The organism is Pseudomonas sp. URMO17WK12:I12 (assembly GCF_000514395.1).
GTDB lineage: Bacteria > Pseudomonadota > Gammaproteobacteria > Pseudomonadales > Pseudomonadaceae > Aquipseudomonas > Aquipseudomonas mucoides.
In genome coordinates, this window is the sequence record NZ_AZVV01000018.1 from 19,835 (window position 1) to 34,560 (window position 14,726).

Here is a 14,726-nt window from a genome sequence, read left to right on the forward strand (position 1 = left end):
CCTCCTTAGCGGTTTTCCAGGCTTGCTGCACGAGCATAAGGCAGAGCACTTTCAGTGCCTTTCAATGCAGCTTGTTGAGCATGTTGGCGCAAGTAGCTTGGCAGACGCTGATCGTGCCAGCCTGGCTGACCTTGCAATACACCGTTGGCCATAGGGCCAGTGGCATCCGAACTCTCATTGTAGCCTGCCAATACAGCTGGACCCTTGACCTGAGGAACGGCCAGACCCGGTTGATTGGATTGCTGAGCCAGTTCGACACCAGCGATCTCGTCCTGGTTGTACAAACGAACGCCGGCCAGTACAGCCAGTGTGACCGAAGCGGCTACTGCCAGGCGACCCAGGCTGCGCCATGGACCACGGGAGGCTTTTGCCGGTACGGCTTCGTCGGCCAACGCAGCAGACACTGCCGCAGCGATATCCAGACGTGGAAGCAGCAAGTCCTTGTGCATGACTGCCCGAGCGATTTGGTAACGAGCCCAGGTTTCACGGGTTTCAACATCGTCAAAGGCATTTAATACCCGACGCAATTCCAGTTCGTCCGCTTCGTTATCCATCACTGCGGACAGCGATTCCTGCAGGGCTTCACGACTCATGGCGTTCCTCTCTTGGCTGTCGCCGCTGTCTCAGTTTTCCTGCAACAACGGCTGCAGGGCTTTATCGATGGCCTCCCGAGCGCGGAAAATCCGGGAGCGCACGGTACCCACCGGACATTGCATGACGGCTGCAATGTCCTCGTAACTCAGACCATCGAATTCACGTAAAGTTAAAGCCGTACGTAAATCTTCTGGCAGTTGCTGGATGGTCCGATGGACGGTGCCTTCGATCTCATCCCGCAGCAACGCTCGTTCTGGCGACTCGAGATCCTTGAGGCCATGATCGCCATCGTAGAACTCTGCATCCTCGGAACTGACATCGCTATCCGGCGGCCGACGGCCGCGCGAAACCAGATAGTTTTTCGCCGTGTTAATGGCGATGCGGTAAAGCCACGTATAAAACGCGCTGTCTCCGCGAAAATTCCCTAGGGCTCGGTATGCCTTGATAAAGGCTTCCTGCGCCACATCCTGGGCTTCATGGGTGTCGTGCACGAAACGCACGATCAACCCGAGAATTTTGTGCTGGTATTTCAGCACTAGCAGATCGAAAGCTCGCTTGTCGCCACGTTGAACGCGCTCGACCAGCTGCTGATCCTCTTCCTGGGTTAGCATGAACACTCCTCGATAAGCTCGGAGGAAGCTTGCATAACTAAACGACCAGACTTGCAAACATAGACTCGGGCTTTCCGCAAAAGTTCTCCCCCTCCAAGCAAGTTTCCTGCGGGCTCTGATTTGGCACGCACGAAAAGCGCAGCGCGGGTTACCGGCTGCGCGAATAATCTTGTCGTCGGATTCGCCAGCAAGGATCAAACTGCAGATCCTGCCCTGAAGCCGACACTGTCCCTTGAATCAGGCAACCGTCTATTGATCTTTGGCCTTTGGCAAAAGTTCCATTATTTAAAACCGGACGGCACCGACATTGTGAGACCGTGAGTAGAAAAATACTGTTAAATCCACGATACAGTCGCCTTGTCGTCGAACCGGTCAAAAAACCATCCGACGAAGCGTCGAGTATTTCCCGTCACAGTAGTTTCACAATGCCATATGCGCTCGGGTATTGTGCCGCTCCCCCCCTCTATATACTAGTGGGCTGTGTGGCCGACTTGACTCGCCGTTCCAGCAGTCTTGCGCCAACCCCGACCCGGGTCGCTTTGAGCGGAATCCTGAAATGAGCCAACAGTTTCAACACGATGTTCTGGTGATTGGCAGCGGCGCTGCCGGTTTGAGTCTTGCGCTGACCCTGCCCGGTCACTTGCGCATCGCGGTGCTGAGCAAAGGCGACCTCGCCAACGGCTCGACATTCTGGGCCCAGGGTGGCGTCGCTGCCGTACTGGATGACTCCGACACCGTTGAGTCCCATGTCGACGACACCCTCAATGCCGGCGGTGGCCTGTGCCATGAAGACGCCGTGCGCTTTACCGTCGAGCACAGTAAAGAAGCGATTCAATGGCTGATCGACCAAGGCGTGCCGTTTACCCGCGATGAACAATCCGGAACCGAAGACGGCGGGTTCGAGTTTCACCTGACCCGCGAAGGCGGCCATAGCCATCGGCGCATCATTCATGCCGCCGATGCCACCGGCGCTGCGATATTCAAAACGTTGCTGGCCCAGGCCAGACAACGGCCCAACATCGAATTGCTGGAACAGCGCGTCGCGGTGGACCTGATCACCGAAAAACGCCTCGGACTGGAAGGCGACCGCTGCCTCGGCGCCTACGTACTCAACCGCGGGACCGGCGAAGTCGACACCTACGGCGCACGTTTCGTCATCCTCGCGTCCGGTGGCGCGGCCAAAGTCTACCTCTATACCAGCAACCCCGACGGCGCCTGCGGAGATGGCATCGCCATGGCCTGGCGTTCCGGTTGCCGGGTGGCGAACCTGGAGTTCAACCAGTTTCACCCCACCTGCCTTTACCACCCGCAGGCAAAAAGCTTCCTGATCACCGAAGCCCTGCGCGGCGAAGGTGCGCACCTCAAACTGCCTAACGGCGAGCGTTTCATGCAGCGCTTCGACCCGCGCGCAGAATTGGCGCCACGGGACATCGTTGCCCGGGCCATCGACCATGAAATGAAGCGCCTGGGTATCGACTGCGTCTATCTGGACATCAGCCACAAACCCGAAGCGTTCATCAAGACGCACTTTCCGACGGTGTACGAACGCTGCCTCGAGTTTTCCATCGACATCACCAAGCAGCCGATCCCGGTGGTTCCGGCGGCGCACTACACCTGCGGCGGCGTGATGGTCGATCAGAACGGCCGCACCGACGTGCCGGGGCTGTATGCCATTGGCGAAACCAGTTTCACCGGTCTGCACGGTGCCAACCGCATGGCCAGTAACTCGCTGCTGGAGTGTTTCGTTTACGCCCGTTCGGCGGCGGCGGACATTCTTGAACAGTTGCCGCACGTATCGATCCCCGCCGCCCTGCCTATCTGGGATGCGAGCCAGGTCACCGATTCCGACGAAGACGTGATCATTGCGCACAACTGGGATGAACTGCGCCGATTCATGTGGGACTACGTCGGCATCGTGCGCACCAACAAACGCCTGCAACGAGCGCAACACCGCGTGCGGCTGCTGCTGGACGAGATCGACGAGTTCTACAGCAACTATAAGGTCAGCCGCGATTTGATCGAATTGCGCAACCTGGCCCAGGTGGCAGAACTGATGATCCAGTCCGCCATGGAACGCAAGGAAAGCCGGGGCCTGCATTACACCCTCGACTATCCGGATATGCTACCGGTTGCCTTGGACACTATTCTGGTGCCGCCCACCTACGTCGACTGAACGTCAATCGAACCCGCAGGCGTCGATGCACATCCGCCGCCTGCGAGTCACGGGGTACGCAGATCGACCGGATACGTCGTTCGCCGCGCAGGCGAAACCGCAGCACCACGATCAACGGCAGCGCCAGGCTGTCCGGTCGCAACTGCACCGGCTGCCAACCCCGCGCCTGATTCCAAAACTGCCAGCCTTCGGCATCGCGACGCAAGCCGCGATATGCCTGCGGATGTGTCAGCAGAATCTGACGGGGTAATACCCAAACGCCATGCGCCAGACAGCAGAAAGCGCCGAGCACACTGGCCCAGACCGGTATAGACAAAAGAAACAACGAGCCCAGCGCGAACAGCTGGGCCAGAAGATACGCCGCCAGCAACTGCCGTGAGGCATGCCAGCGGCATTCGAACGCATTACTTGGGCTGGACACGGTCCAGGATCATGCGAACCATGCGCTGAAGCTCCGGATCTTCCGATTCGGCGCGCTCCATGAACCAGCCGAACATGTCCTGATCTTCACACTTGAGCAGCCTGCAGTAGCAATCGCGGTCGACCTCATTGAGGTGCGGGTAGACTTCTTTGACAAACGGCACCAGCAATACGTCCAGCTCAAGCATGCCGCGGCGGCTGTGCCAGTAGAGGCGATTCAGTTCAACATCTTCGACCATGGAGCGCTCCTCAAATAGGCGGCAAGTATACAGCCCCGCGCCTCGTCGAACAGTCGGCTTTGGTCGGGCACTGCCGACCTTTTGTGAACTACCCATTTCACGGGCGCCCCCTTATGATGTCCCCCAGACTCTTTACCCTGCGATGACCCATGGCCGATTCTGCTTTTTTCTGCACCCTGTCTCACGAAGGCGTTCTCGCGGTCCGCGGCGCGGATGCCGGCAAATTCCTGCAAGGCCAATTGACCTGCAACCTCAATTACCTCAGTGAAACCCAGGCCAGCCTGGGCGCGCGCTGTACGCAAAAAGGCCGGATGCAGTCGAGTTTCCGCATCCTGCTGGAAGGTGACGGCGTAGTGATGGCCATGGCCACCGAACTGCTGGAACCGCAACTGGCGGACCTGAAGAAGTACGCCGTGTTCTCCAAATCCAAATTGACCGACGAAAGCGCCGCCTGGGTCCGCTTCGGCCTTGATCATGGCGATGCCGCGCTGAGCAGCCTTGGCCTGGCGTTGCCGGCAGACACCGACAGTGTCGTGCGTCTCGAAGGCCTGATCGCCATCCGCGTCTCGCCGGATCGCGCGGAACTGTGGGTCGCCGCCGATCAGGCCGTCGCCATCAAGGGCAAGCTGTCCGCCCTGCTGGCCGAAGGCACTTTGAATCAATGGCTGCTGGGCCAGATCCGCGCAGGGATCGGTCAGGTCATGCCGCAAACACGAGAATTATTCATTCCGCAGATGCTCAACCTGCAAGCCGTCGGTGGTGTGAGCTTCAAGAAAGGCTGCTACACCGGTCAGGAAATCGTCGCGCGCATGCAGTACCTGGGCAAACTCAAGCGCCGCTTGTACCGACTGACCCTGGACGCCAGCGAATTGCCCGCCCCCGGCACGCCGCTGTTTTCCCCGAGCCATGGCAGTTCCATCGGCGAAGTGGTGCTGGCGGCCAACGCGGAACAAAACATTGAACTCCTTGCCGTGCTGCAAGCCGAAGCTGCCGAGGGTGGCGACATTCATCTCGGCACCCTGGAAGGACCCGCCCTGAACTTGCTCGACCTGCCTTACTCACTGGACCGCGATCGCGAGATCCAGCGTTAACCGCAGCATTTGTGGCAACACCTAGAGAAACGAAATGAGCGATCTGGCGGAAAAGGTCCAACAGGATTTGGTTGAGGCCATCGATAACGATGACCTGGTTCTGCCAACGTTACCGGAAGTGGCCATGCAGATTCGCAAGGCCGCCGAAGACCCGGAAATCAGTGTCAGCACCCTGAGCAAAGTGATCGGCCGTGATACGGCGTTGTCGGCGCGCCTGATCAAAGTGGTCAACAGCCCACTGCTGCGCGCGACTCAAGAAGTTAACGACCTGCACACGGCGATCACGCGACTGGGCGTCAACTACAGCAGCAATCTGGCGATCGGTCTGGTGATGGAACAGATTTTCCACGCCCGCTCCGAGGTGGTGCAGCAGAAGATGCACGATGTCTGGCGCAAAAGCCTGGAGATCGCCGGGGTCAGCTATGCGCTGTGCCGCAGCTACACGCAACTCAAGCCCGACCAGGCCGCCCTCGGCGGTCTGGTGCATCAGATTGGCGTGTTGCCGATTCTGACCTACGCCGAAGATCACTATGAGCTGCTGTCCGACCCGGTCAGCCTCAACCATGTGATCGACCACATTCACCCCCTGATCGGCGACAAACTGCTCAGGGTTTGGGAGTTTCCGGAGAAACTGGTGATGGTTCCGGGACAATACCTGGACTTCAAGCGTGAATCCGAGCGGATTGATTATGTGGATCTGGTGCAAGTGGCCAGCCTGTATTGCCACAAGGACAGCGACCACCCGTTGGCCCGTTTCGACCTGACCAGCGTGCCTTCATTCAAGAAGCTTGGGATTGATCTGGAAAACGACGCGGTGATCAAGGATCTGGAAGAATCGCGGTCGATGTTTTACTAGTCGAGACCGCGTCGCCCCCCATCGCGAGCAGGCTCACTCCTACGCTGGATCTGCGCTGAACTGAAAATCCCCCGTAGAAGTGAGCCTGCTCGCGATGAGGCCATACCAAGCACCCTCACTCCCCGGCAATAAAACTCACTCGAACCTTCAACCCCTTCGTCTCGCCATCATGCAGACTGATCTGCGCCAGATGCGCGCGGCAGATCTCCCCCACAATCGCAAGCCCCAACCCAGACCCGGCGACCTGTTGATTACGCCGATAAAAGCGCTCAAACACCCGATCCCGCTCATCCACCGGAATCCCCGGCCCGTCATCCTCGACCTCCAGCACCGCCGGTGCCGTGACCCGCAGAATCACATTGCCGCCTGACGGCGTATGAGCCAATGCGTTATCCACCAGGTTACTCAGCAGTTCGTTCAGCAACGTCGGCTCACCACGCAGCCACACCGGCTCGTCCGCTTCGAGTGCCAGGGCCACGCCGCGCGCATGGGCCAACGGCGCCATGGCCATGCCCAACTCCCGGGCCAACTGACTCAAATCCAGCAACTGCGCGCCGCCCTCGGCAATGGCCCGTGCACCGTTTTCGACCCGTGCCAACGACAGCAATTGATTGGCCAGATGCGTCAATCTGTCCGTGCCCTGGGCCGCCGTTTCCAGGGTACTGCGCCAGGTTTCCGGTTCACTCGCCCGCAGGCCAAGTTCCAGCCGCGCCTTGAGCGCTGCCAGCGGCGTACGCAGTTCATGGGCAGCATCGGCGATGAACTGCGCCTGGCGCTCGAACTGTCCGCGCAACCGCTCGGTAAAGTGATTGAGCGCGCGTACCAGCGGCCACAATTCGTGCTGCACTTCCACCAACGGCAATGGCCGAAGATCATCCGACTGGCGTTCTTCCACCGCCGTGCGCAAGCGCTCCAGCGGACGCAACGCCGCACTCACCGCGAACCACACCAGCAACAGCGCGCCAATCGCCAGCATGCCCAGCCGCAGTAGCGTATCCGCCGCCAGACTGCGCGCCATGCTGACCCGTGCTTCATCGGTTTCGGCCACGCGAATTTCCGCCATGCCATTCATGTTCGGCTCACTGACCGGCTTGAGCAGGCTGACCACCCGCACGTTCTGCCCGCGATAGGTGGCGTTGTAAAACCGTGCCAGCGCCGGGTAGTCATCGGTGCGCGGCGTTCCGGGCGGTGGCGCAGGAAGGTTTTCGTAACCGGAAATCAAGTTTTGGTGGATGTCATTGACCAGGTAAAAAATTCGCCCCTCACTGTCGTAGGCAAACGTATCCAGCGCCACGTAAGGCACGTCAGCACTGAGCGTGCCGTCACGCTGGGTGACACCCGCCGCAATGGTTCGCGCCGACGCCAGCAAGGTGCGGTCATACGCCGTGTCGGCCGCTTCGCGACCATTCCAGTACGCGCTCAAACCGCTGGCCAGCATTAACACCACCAGCAACAGCGCGAGGTTCCACAGCAACCGCCAGCGCAGGCTGCTGGGCTTATGCATCGCGGCTTTCCAGCAAGTAGCCAAGGCCACGGAACGTCACGATCGCGACCGGTTGGCCGTCGAGTTTTTTGCGCAAGCGATGCACGTAGATTTCGATGGCGTCAGGGCTGGCTTCTTCGTCCAGGCCGAACACCTGGGAGGCCAGTTGCTCTTTGCTCATCACCCGACCGGGCCGGGCGATCAACGCCTCGAGAACCGCCTGTTCGCGCGAAGTCAGGGTCAGCAATTCTTCACCGAGGGTGAAGCGCCGGGTGTCCAGATCATAGGCCAGCACGCCACAGCGCTGTTGACGCTCACCGCCCAGCACACTGCGGCGCAACAAGGCTTTGACCCGGGCTTCGAGTTCGGTCAGTTCAAAGGGTTTGGCGAGGTAATCGTCAGCGCCAAGGTTCAGGCCATGCACCCGATCCTTGACGTCGCTGCGCGCGGTCAGCATCAGCACCGGCAGGTTCTTCCCCCGAGAGCGCAAGCGCGCGAGCACTTCAAAACCGTCCATGCGCGGCAGGCCGACGTCGAGAATGGCCATGGCGTATTCCTCGCTGCTCAAGGCCAGGTCTGCGGCGACGCCATCGTGCAGCACATCCACGGTCAGCCCGGTGCTCTTGAGCGCCTGGGCGACACTTTCGGCCAACTGCAAATGGTCTTCGACGAGCAGAACGCGCATGGATCTTTACCTCATTCAGGGGATGGTCGACGCCATTCTTTGGCGCGGAGTTTACAGCCGCATCCGCTGCTGTGAAGCCCGAAAGCCGTGAAAGCCTGCTGAAAGGTTAGTGAAAGGTTGGGCCGTTAGAGTCGCACCACGGAGGGTTTCGACTGCCGGCCTTCCAGTCGTGCTTTGAAATGTAGCTCCCGAAAAACGCCATGACGCGTTTTCGCCAATAAGAACAATAAAACGAGGTACTGCACCATGCTGTCCACACAGCTTCAGGCTTGCCCGCCCCACCTTTTCTTCAGAATCCCGTCGTTGATGCTTGCCAGCGCCGTTGTCGGCTGCACGACGCGAAACCGCCGCACCTGAAACATCCCCAAAAACAAAAACTCCCGTGGAGACAATAATGAATCGATCACTGCGCCGTTTCGCCCTCGCCGCCAGCTGCATGCTGTTCGCCGGTCAATTGATGGCCGAACCCAAACGTCCGGAATGCATCGCCCCGGCCTCACCGGGCGGCGGTTTCGACCTCACCTGCAAACTGGCGCAGAGCGCGCTGGTCAACGAAAAACTGCTGACCAAACCGATGCGCGTGACCTACATGCCCGGCGGTGTCGGCGCTGTGGCCTACAACGCGGTGGTCGCTCAGCGCCCCGCCGATGCCGGCACGCTGGTGGCGTGGTCCAGCGGCTCTTTGCTGAACCTGGCCCAAGGCAAGTTCGGGCGTTTCGATGAAACCAACGTGCGTTGGCTGGCTGCCGTCGGTACCAGTTATGGCGCCATCGCGGTGAAAAGCGACTCGCCTTATAAAACCCTCGACGATCTGGTCAAGGCACTGAAAGAAGACCCGAGCAAAGTGGTGATCGGTTCCGGCGGCACCGTCGGCAGCCAGGACTGGATGCAAACCGCATTGATCGCCAAGGCCGCCGGGATCAACCCGCGTGACCTGCGTTACGTCGCCCTCGAAGGCGGCGGTGAAATCGCCACCGCCCTGCTCGGCGGCCACATTCAGGTCGGCAGCACCGACATCTCCGACTCCATGCCACACATCCTGAGCGGCGACATGCGCTTGCTGGCCGTGTTCGCCGAGAAGCGCCTGGACGAGCCGGAAATGAAAGACATCCCGACCGCCAAAGAGCAAGGCTACGACATCGTCTGGCCGGTGGTTCGCGGCTTCTACCTCGGGCCAAAGGTCAGCGACGAAGACTACGCCTGGTGGAAAGACGCTTTCGACAAGCTGCTGGCGTCCGAAGACTTCGCCAAGCTGCGCGATCAGCGTGAACTGTTCCCGTTCGCCATGACCGGCCCGGAGCTGGACACCTACGTGAAGAAGCAGGTTGCGGACTACAAAGTGCTGGCCAAAGAGTTCGGCCTGATCCAGTGATCGCCTCTGTCTAGCGGCCGCGGCCCCGTTTCGCGGGGCTGCGGCACAGGAGTTTCCCATGCTCTTACAACGCATTTTTGCTTCGGTGCTGTTGCTGGCCTGTGTTGGCCTGGCGCTGATGGCGTGGCCGTATCAAGCGGCTTTTTCCTACGAACCAGTGGGGCCGCGAGCCTTTCCGCTGCTGATGCTCGGGCTGATGGGCCTTGCGCTGCTGTACATGGTATTTCGTCCCGCACCGATCAAGCACGACGCTGACGAACCCCCGATGGACCGCGAGACCCTGAACAAAATCGGCATTTGCGTGGCGCTGTTGCTGGTGTTTGCCGGCACCTTCGAACCCCTTGGTTTCATCGTCGCCAGCATCCTGATCGGCATTCCGATGGCGCGCCTGTACGGCGGTCGCTGGGTGCCCAGCATTGTGATCATCACGCTAATGGCCGTCGGCCTTTACCTGCTGTTCGACAAGTTGATGGATGTCCCGCTGCCCTTGGGCGTGCTCGACGTTCTGGAGAACTGATATGGATACGCTTGGCTATTTGGGTCAGGGGTTCGGCGTCGCGCTGAGCCCGTACAACCTGGTGACCGCTTTGTGCGGCACCCTGATTGGCACCGTGGTCGGCCTGTTGCCGGGTCTGGGCCCGATCAACGGCGTGGCGCTGTTGATTCCGATCGCGTTTGCCCTGGGCCTGCCGCCGGAATCGGCATTGATCCTGCTGGCGGCGGTGTACCTGGGGTGCGAATACGGCGGGCGAATCAGCTCGATCCTGCTGAACATTCCCGGTGAAGCGTCCACCGTCATGACCACCCTTGACGGTTACCCGATGGCCCGCAAAGGCCTGGCCGGTGTCGCGCTGTCGTTGTCGGCATGGAGTTCGTTCATCGGTGCGTTCATCGCCACCTGTGGCATGGTGCTGTTCGCCCCGCTACTGGCGAAATGGGCGATTGCCTTTGGCCCGGCGGAGTATTTCGTGCTGATGGTATTCGCCATTGTCTGCCTTGGCGGCATGGCCGGTGACCGACCGTTGAAGACGTTTATTGCCGCGTTGATCGGCCTGTTTTTGTCGACCGTCGGCATCGATGCCAACAGCGGTGTGTACCGCTTCACCGGGGACAACATCCACCTGACCGACGGTATTCAATTTGTCGTGCTGGTGCTGGGGCTGTTCTCCATCAGTGAAATTCTCCTGCTGCTGGAAAAAACCCACCACGGTCAGGAAGCGGTGAAAGCCACCGGCCGCATGATGTTCAACTTCAAGGAAGCCTCGGCGGTGTTCGTGGTGAACATTCGTTGCGGTGTGCTGGGCTTCATCATGGGCGTGTTGCCGGGTGCCGGTGCGACCCTCGCCAGCGCCGTGGCCTACATGACCGAAAAACGTATTGCCGGCGCCAAAGGCACCTTCGGCCAAGGCGACATGCGTGGCCTGGCGGCACCGGAAACCGCCATCGGTGGCGCAGCATGCGGCGCACTGGTGCCGATGCTGACCCTCGGTGTTCCGGGTTCGGGCACCACGGCGGTGATGATCGGCGCCCTGTCGCTGTACAACATCACACCGGGGCCCCTGCTGTTCCAACAGCAACCCGATATCGTCTGGGGCCTGATCGCTTCGTTGTTCGTCGCCAACATCATGCTGGTGATCCTCAACATCCCGATGATCCGCATCTTCACCCGCATCCTCGCCGTGCCGAACTGGGCACTGGTGCCGGTGATCGCGATCATCACCGGGATCGGCGTCTACGCGGTACACGCCACCACGTTCGACCTGTTCCTGATGATCGGCATCGGCATCTTCGGCTACCTCCTGCGCAAGCTGGACTTCCCGTTGTCGCCCGTCCTGCTGGGTTTCATCCTTGGCGGATTGATGGAGCAGAACCTGCGTCGGGCGCTGTCGATCTCCAACGGTGCGCTGGAAATCCTCTGGTCGAGCCCGATCACGTTCGGTGTCTGGGTACTGACCGCGATCATGCTGTTGATGCCGATCGTGCGTATCTGGCGTAAACGTTCGGCTGCCCAACGCACGATCGCCGATGTCTGATCGAACACCGTTCAACGCCTGGTGGGGTACGCCGCTGGTCGGCGCGCTGGGCGGTTTCCTTGCCAGTCAGGTCGGCTGGCCGCTGCCGTGGATGGTCGGCTCGTTGCTGGCGATCATCCTCGTGCGCTGCCTGACGCCGTGGCAATTGGCGGAAATCCCTGGCGGCCGCAAGTGCGGCCAGTGGATTGTAGGAATCGGCATCGGTTTGCACTTCACCCCGGTGGTGATGGAGCAGGTGCTGAGTCATTTCGGTTTGATCTTCTTCGGTGCGCTGGTCACCAGCCTGTCGGCCGTGGTTGGCGTCTGGTTGATGCGCCGTACCGGCGAGGATCGCGCCACTGCCTTCTTTTCCAGCATGCCCGGCGGTTCCGGGGAAATGGTCAACCTCGGCGCGCGCAATGGCGCAGTACTCAGCCGTGTCGCGGCCGGACAAAGTCTGCGCGTACTGGTGGTGGTGCTGTGTGTGCCGGCGGCGTTCAAGTATTTGTTGGGTGACGGTGCGCCAGTTGCTCATCCGACAGCCGTCAATGGGTGGTGGCTGGCCCTTTTGTTCCCGGCAGGCGCCTTGGCGGCGTGGCTCTGGGAGCGTCTTCGTCAACCCAATCCGTGGCTGTTCGGGCCGTTGCTGGTGAGTGCAGCGGTGAGCATCGGTTGGGATTTGCACATCGGTTTGCCCCACGGCGGCAGTCAGATTGGCCAATGGCTGATCGGCAGCGGCCTGGGCTGTCACTTCAACCGACAGTTTTTCCGGCGGGCGCCTTCGTTCATGGGACGGACCTTGATCGGCACGGTGTTGACCATGTTGATCGCCACGGCGGCGGCGCTGGGGTTGAGTGCGTTGACCCATCTGGATCTGCGTTCGCTGACTTTGGGCATGATGCCCGGCGGGATTGCGGAGATGAGCCTGACGGCAGAGACGCTGCAATTGTCGGTGCCGCTGGTGACGGCGATGCAGGTGATGCGGTTGTTGTTTGTGCTGTTTCTGGCGGAGCCGTTGTTCAAGTATTGGAACCGGATGCCTGAGTCCTCTTGAGACCGAGGTGCCGCCATCGCGAGCAAGCTCGCTCCCACACTGGATCTTCAGCGTTCACAAAAACCCTGTGGGAGCGAGCTTGCTCGCGATGCTTTTAGAGTGGCGGCAACCGCCACTCAATCGGCGTCTCGCCATTCTGCTCAAGAAACTTGTTGGTCCGGCTGAAGTGCCCACAGCCCAGGAATCCGCGATACGCGGACAACGGCGACGGATGCACCGACGTCAGCACCAGGTGCTTGGTCGCGTCGATCAGCTTCTGCTTGCTCTGGGCATGCGCGCCCCACAGCATGAACACCAGATGCGGCTGCTGCTCGCTGACAACCTCGATGATCCGGTCGGTGAAAAACTGCCAGCCCTTATCCTTGTGCGCATTGGCATTGGCGCGCTCGACCGTCATGGTGGTGTTAAGCATCAGCACGCCCTGGTCGGCCCAGCTCTGCAAGTAGCCATGGCTGGGAATATCGATGTTCAGGTCGCGCTTCAACTCTTTATAGATGTTCACCAACGACGGCGGTGCCGGGACGCCCGGTTGCACCGAGAAGCAAAGACCATGGGCCTGGCCCGGGCCGTGGTAGGGATCCTGACCGAGGATGACGACCTTGACCTTGTCCAGCGGCGTGGAGTTGAGTGCGTTGAAGATCATCGGGCCCGGAGGATAGATCTCCTTGCCTGCCGCACGCTCCTGTTGCAGGAATTCACGCAACTGCGCCATATAGGGCTGGTCGAATTCGGCACGCAGTGCCTCCTTCCAGCTCGGTTCGAGTTTGATACGGTCGTCAGCAGTCATGGTTACATCCGGCAAAAACAATGGGGCGAACCCTAGGAAAGCCCATCACGCTTGTCAATTGATCTGACGCACATCCGGCACTTTCCTCAACAGCGATCATACTGAACGCTCAAATTCCCGATCGAGGTCACGATGAATCTGCACTTCGAAGAACTCACCGGCACCGACGGCGCGCGCATCGGCATCGCCAGCCTCGATGCCGAAAAGTCCCTCAACGCCCTGTCCTTGCCGATGATCAACGCCCTGAGCGATCGAATGGACACCTGGGCCAAGGACCCGCAAATCGTCTGCGTGTTACTGCGCGGCAACGGCGCCAAGGCCTTCTGTGCGGGCGGTGAAGTGCGCAGCCTGGTGGAAGCCTGTCGTGCGCATCCCGGAGAGGTGCCGCCCCTGGCCGCGCACTTCTTTGCGGCGGAATATCGCCTGGACTTCAAACTGCACACCTACCCGAAACCGTTGATCTGCTGGGGCCATGGTTATGTGCTCGGAGGCGGGATGGGGTTGTTGCAAGGCGCGAGCATCCGGATTGTCACGCCGAGCAGTCGGCTGGCGATGCCCGAGATCAGCATTGGCCTGTACCCGGACGTTGGCGCCAGTTGGTTCCTCTCGCGACTGCCCGGCAAACTCGGCCTGTTTCTGGGCCTGACCGGCGCCCATATGAACGGACGCGATGCCATCGACCTGGACCTCGCCGACCGCTTCCTGCTGGATGAACAGCAAGAGGAATTGATCCAAGGGTTGCTGCAGCTGAACTGGCAGGAGCAAACGCCGATGCAACTCAACAGTTTGCTCAAGGCCTTGCAGCAGGAAGCGGTTGCACAAATGCCCGAAGCCCAGTGGTTGCCACGGCGCCAGCACATCGATGAACTGCTGGATGTCAGTGATGTGAGTTGCGCCTGGAAAGCCATCAGCCTGCAACGCGACAGCGCCGATCCGTTACTCAGCCGTGCCGCAAAAACCCTGAGCGAAGGCTCGCCGCTGACCGCGCACTTGGTCTGGGAGCAAATCATCCGGGCCCGGCATATGTCTCTGGCTCAGGTTTTCCAGATGGAATACACCCTGAGCCTCAACTGCTGCCGTCATCCGGAATTCAGCGAGGGTGTGCGGGCACGGTTGATTGATAAGGACCAGAAACCGCATTGGCATTGGCCAGACATCAATAATGTGCCGGGTGCGGTGGTGGATGCGCACTTTCAGAAGGCTTGGGAAGGTCGGCATCCGCTGGCGGATTTATCCGAATACTAAAATGCTGGCGTTGTCCGCGATAGCCATATTAAAGGAGGCTATCGCGGGCGGCTTTAATTCAAGATCAAGTCGCTTGGTACGATCTAGCTAATAATCACTGCCTG

Annotated in this window: 15 protein-coding genes; 8 read left to right on the plus strand and 7 right to left on the minus strand. The window is 60.1% G+C overall.

Annotated features, from left to right (window positions below):
• Positions 1-5: 5 nt before the first annotated feature.
• Positions 6-593: a sigma-E factor negative regulatory protein gene (locus tag D882_RS0123695; protein ID WP_027925537.1), complete on the minus strand. Its 588-nt coding sequence runs from the start codon at positions 591-593 to the stop codon at positions 6-8.
• A 30-nt stretch (positions 594-623) separates the two neighbouring features.
• The gene (rpoE, locus tag D882_RS0123700) at positions 624-1,205 is read right to left on the minus strand and encodes an RNA polymerase sigma factor RpoE (RefSeq protein ID WP_007944079.1); all 582 of its coding nucleotides are present in this window, start codon (positions 1,203-1,205) and stop codon (positions 624-626) included.
• A gap of 556 nt (positions 1,206-1,761) precedes the next feature.
• Between rpoE and nadB the strand changes: the two genes are divergently transcribed.
• Entirely contained in the window at positions 1,762-3,378 is a 1,617-nt protein-coding gene (gene nadB, locus D882_RS0123705; protein ID WP_027925538.1) for an L-aspartate oxidase, read from the plus strand.
• On the opposite strand, the gene D882_RS0123710 is transcribed toward nadB, so the two are convergent.
• Both D882_RS0123710 and D882_RS0123715 read right to left on the minus strand, forming a co-directional pair.
• Positions 3,347-3,799 carry a protein YgfX gene (locus tag D882_RS0123710; RefSeq protein ID WP_027925539.1) on the minus strand — a complete coding sequence of 151 codons (453 nt, stop codon included), beginning with the start codon at positions 3,797-3,799 and terminating at the stop codon, positions 3,347-3,349. The genes nadB and D882_RS0123710 overlap by 32 nt on opposite strands.
• Positions 3,783-4,037: a succinate dehydrogenase assembly factor 2 gene (locus D882_RS0123715; RefSeq protein WP_027925540.1), complete on the minus strand. Its 255-nt coding sequence runs from the start codon at positions 4,035-4,037 to the stop codon at positions 3,783-3,785. Before D882_RS0123715 ends, D882_RS0123710 begins: the two co-directional genes overlap by 17 nt.
• 149 nt (positions 4,038-4,186) lie before the next feature.
• Here D882_RS0123715 and D882_RS0123720 point away from each other — a divergent pair, with 149 nt between their 5' ends.
• Both D882_RS0123720 and D882_RS0123725 read left to right on the plus strand, forming a co-directional pair.
• Positions 4,187-5,128 carry a folate-binding protein YgfZ gene (locus tag D882_RS0123720; RefSeq protein WP_027925541.1) on the plus strand — a complete coding sequence of 314 codons (942 nt, stop codon included), beginning with the start codon at positions 4,187-4,189 and terminating at the stop codon, positions 5,126-5,128.
• A 34-nt stretch (positions 5,129-5,162) separates the two neighbouring features.
• Entirely contained in the window at positions 5,163-5,984 is an 822-nt protein-coding gene (locus tag D882_RS0123725; protein WP_027925542.1) for an HDOD domain-containing protein, read from the plus strand.
• Between the two features lie 115 nt (positions 5,985-6,099).
• On the opposite strand, the gene D882_RS0123730 is transcribed toward D882_RS0123725, so the two are convergent.
• Positions 6,100-7,488, minus strand: coding sequence for a sensor histidine kinase (locus D882_RS0123730; protein WP_027925543.1), 1,389 nt, complete (start codon positions 7,486-7,488; stop codon positions 6,100-6,102).
• Complete coding sequence (locus D882_RS0123735; protein ID WP_007944085.1) at positions 7,481-8,152, minus strand: response regulator; 672 nt, start codon at positions 8,150-8,152, stop codon at positions 7,481-7,483. The genes D882_RS0123730 and D882_RS0123735 overlap by 8 nt, the downstream gene beginning before the upstream one ends.
• Before the next feature lie 394 nt (positions 8,153-8,546).
• On the opposite strand from D882_RS0123735, the gene D882_RS0123740 reads away from it, so the two are divergent.
• From D882_RS0123740 to D882_RS0123755, 4 genes are read left to right on the plus strand one after another with little or no spacing between them, the layout of a single operon-like run.
• Positions 8,547-9,524, plus strand: coding sequence for a tripartite tricarboxylate transporter substrate binding protein (locus D882_RS0123740; RefSeq protein ID WP_027925544.1), 978 nt, complete (start codon positions 8,547-8,549; stop codon positions 9,522-9,524).
• 58 nt (positions 9,525-9,582) lie between these two features.
• Positions 9,583-10,041: a tripartite tricarboxylate transporter TctB family protein gene (locus tag D882_RS0123745; RefSeq protein ID WP_027925545.1), complete on the plus strand. Its 459-nt coding sequence runs from the start codon at positions 9,583-9,585 to the stop codon at positions 10,039-10,041.
• Position 10,042: 1 nt separating this feature from the next.
• Positions 10,043-11,557 (plus strand): tripartite tricarboxylate transporter permease, encoded by a 1,515-nt coding sequence (locus D882_RS0123750; RefSeq protein WP_027925546.1) that lies wholly within the window; start codon positions 10,043-10,045, stop codon positions 11,555-11,557.
• A complete protein-coding gene (locus D882_RS0123755) occupies positions 11,550-12,590 on the plus strand; it encodes an AbrB family transcriptional regulator (RefSeq protein ID WP_027925547.1) in 1,041 nt (346 codons plus the stop codon). Before D882_RS0123750 ends, D882_RS0123755 begins: the two co-directional genes overlap by 8 nt.
• 94 nt (positions 12,591-12,684) lie before the next feature.
• On the opposite strand, the gene ung is transcribed toward D882_RS0123755, so the two are convergent.
• Positions 12,685-13,377: a uracil-DNA glycosylase gene (ung, locus tag D882_RS0123760; RefSeq protein ID WP_027925548.1), complete on the minus strand. Its 693-nt coding sequence runs from the start codon at positions 13,375-13,377 to the stop codon at positions 12,685-12,687.
• 132 nt (positions 13,378-13,509) lie between these two features.
• Between ung and D882_RS0123765 the strand changes: the two genes are divergently transcribed.
• Complete coding sequence (locus D882_RS0123765; protein ID WP_027925549.1) at positions 13,510-14,622, plus strand: enoyl-CoA hydratase/isomerase family protein; 1,113 nt, start codon at positions 13,510-13,512, stop codon at positions 14,620-14,622.
• The last annotated feature ends 104 nt before the right edge of the window (positions 14,623-14,726 follow it).

Coding starts and splice junctions, on each gene's coding strand:
- D882_RS0123695 (WP_027925537.1), bottom strand. CDS start 593: ATGAGTCGTGAAGCCCTGCAGGAATCGCTGTCCGCAGTGATGGATAAC.
- rpoE (WP_007944079.1), bottom strand. CDS start 1,205: ATGCTAACCCAGGAAGAGGATCAGCAGCTGGTCGAGCGCGTTCAACGT.
- nadB (WP_027925538.1), top strand. CDS start 1,762: ATGAGCCAACAGTTTCAACACGATGTTCTGGTGATTGGCAGCGGCGCT.
- D882_RS0123715 (WP_027925540.1), bottom strand. CDS start 4,037: ATGGTCGAAGATGTTGAACTGAATCGCCTCTACTGGCACAGCCGCCGC.
- D882_RS0123720 (WP_027925541.1), top strand. CDS start 4,187: ATGGCCGATTCTGCTTTTTTCTGCACCCTGTCTCACGAAGGCGTTCTC.
- D882_RS0123725 (WP_027925542.1), top strand. CDS start 5,163: ATGAGCGATCTGGCGGAAAAGGTCCAACAGGATTTGGTTGAGGCCATC.
- D882_RS0123730 (WP_027925543.1), bottom strand. CDS start 7,488: ATGCATAAGCCCAGCAGCCTGCGCTGGCGGTTGCTGTGGAACCTCGCG.
- D882_RS0123735 (WP_007944085.1), bottom strand. CDS start 8,152: ATGCGCGTTCTGCTCGTCGAAGACCATTTGCAGTTGGCCGAAAGTGTC.
- D882_RS0123740 (WP_027925544.1), top strand. CDS start 8,547: ATGAATCGATCACTGCGCCGTTTCGCCCTCGCCGCCAGCTGCATGCTG.
- D882_RS0123745 (WP_027925545.1), top strand. CDS start 9,583: ATGCTCTTACAACGCATTTTTGCTTCGGTGCTGTTGCTGGCCTGTGTT.
- D882_RS0123750 (WP_027925546.1), top strand. CDS start 10,043: ATGGATACGCTTGGCTATTTGGGTCAGGGGTTCGGCGTCGCGCTGAGC.
- D882_RS0123755 (WP_027925547.1), top strand. CDS start 11,550: ATGTCTGATCGAACACCGTTCAACGCCTGGTGGGGTACGCCGCTGGTC.
- ung (WP_027925548.1), bottom strand. CDS start 13,377: ATGACTGCTGACGACCGTATCAAACTCGAACCGAGCTGGAAGGAGGCA.
- D882_RS0123765 (WP_027925549.1), top strand. CDS start 13,510: ATGAATCTGCACTTCGAAGAACTCACCGGCACCGACGGCGCGCGCATC.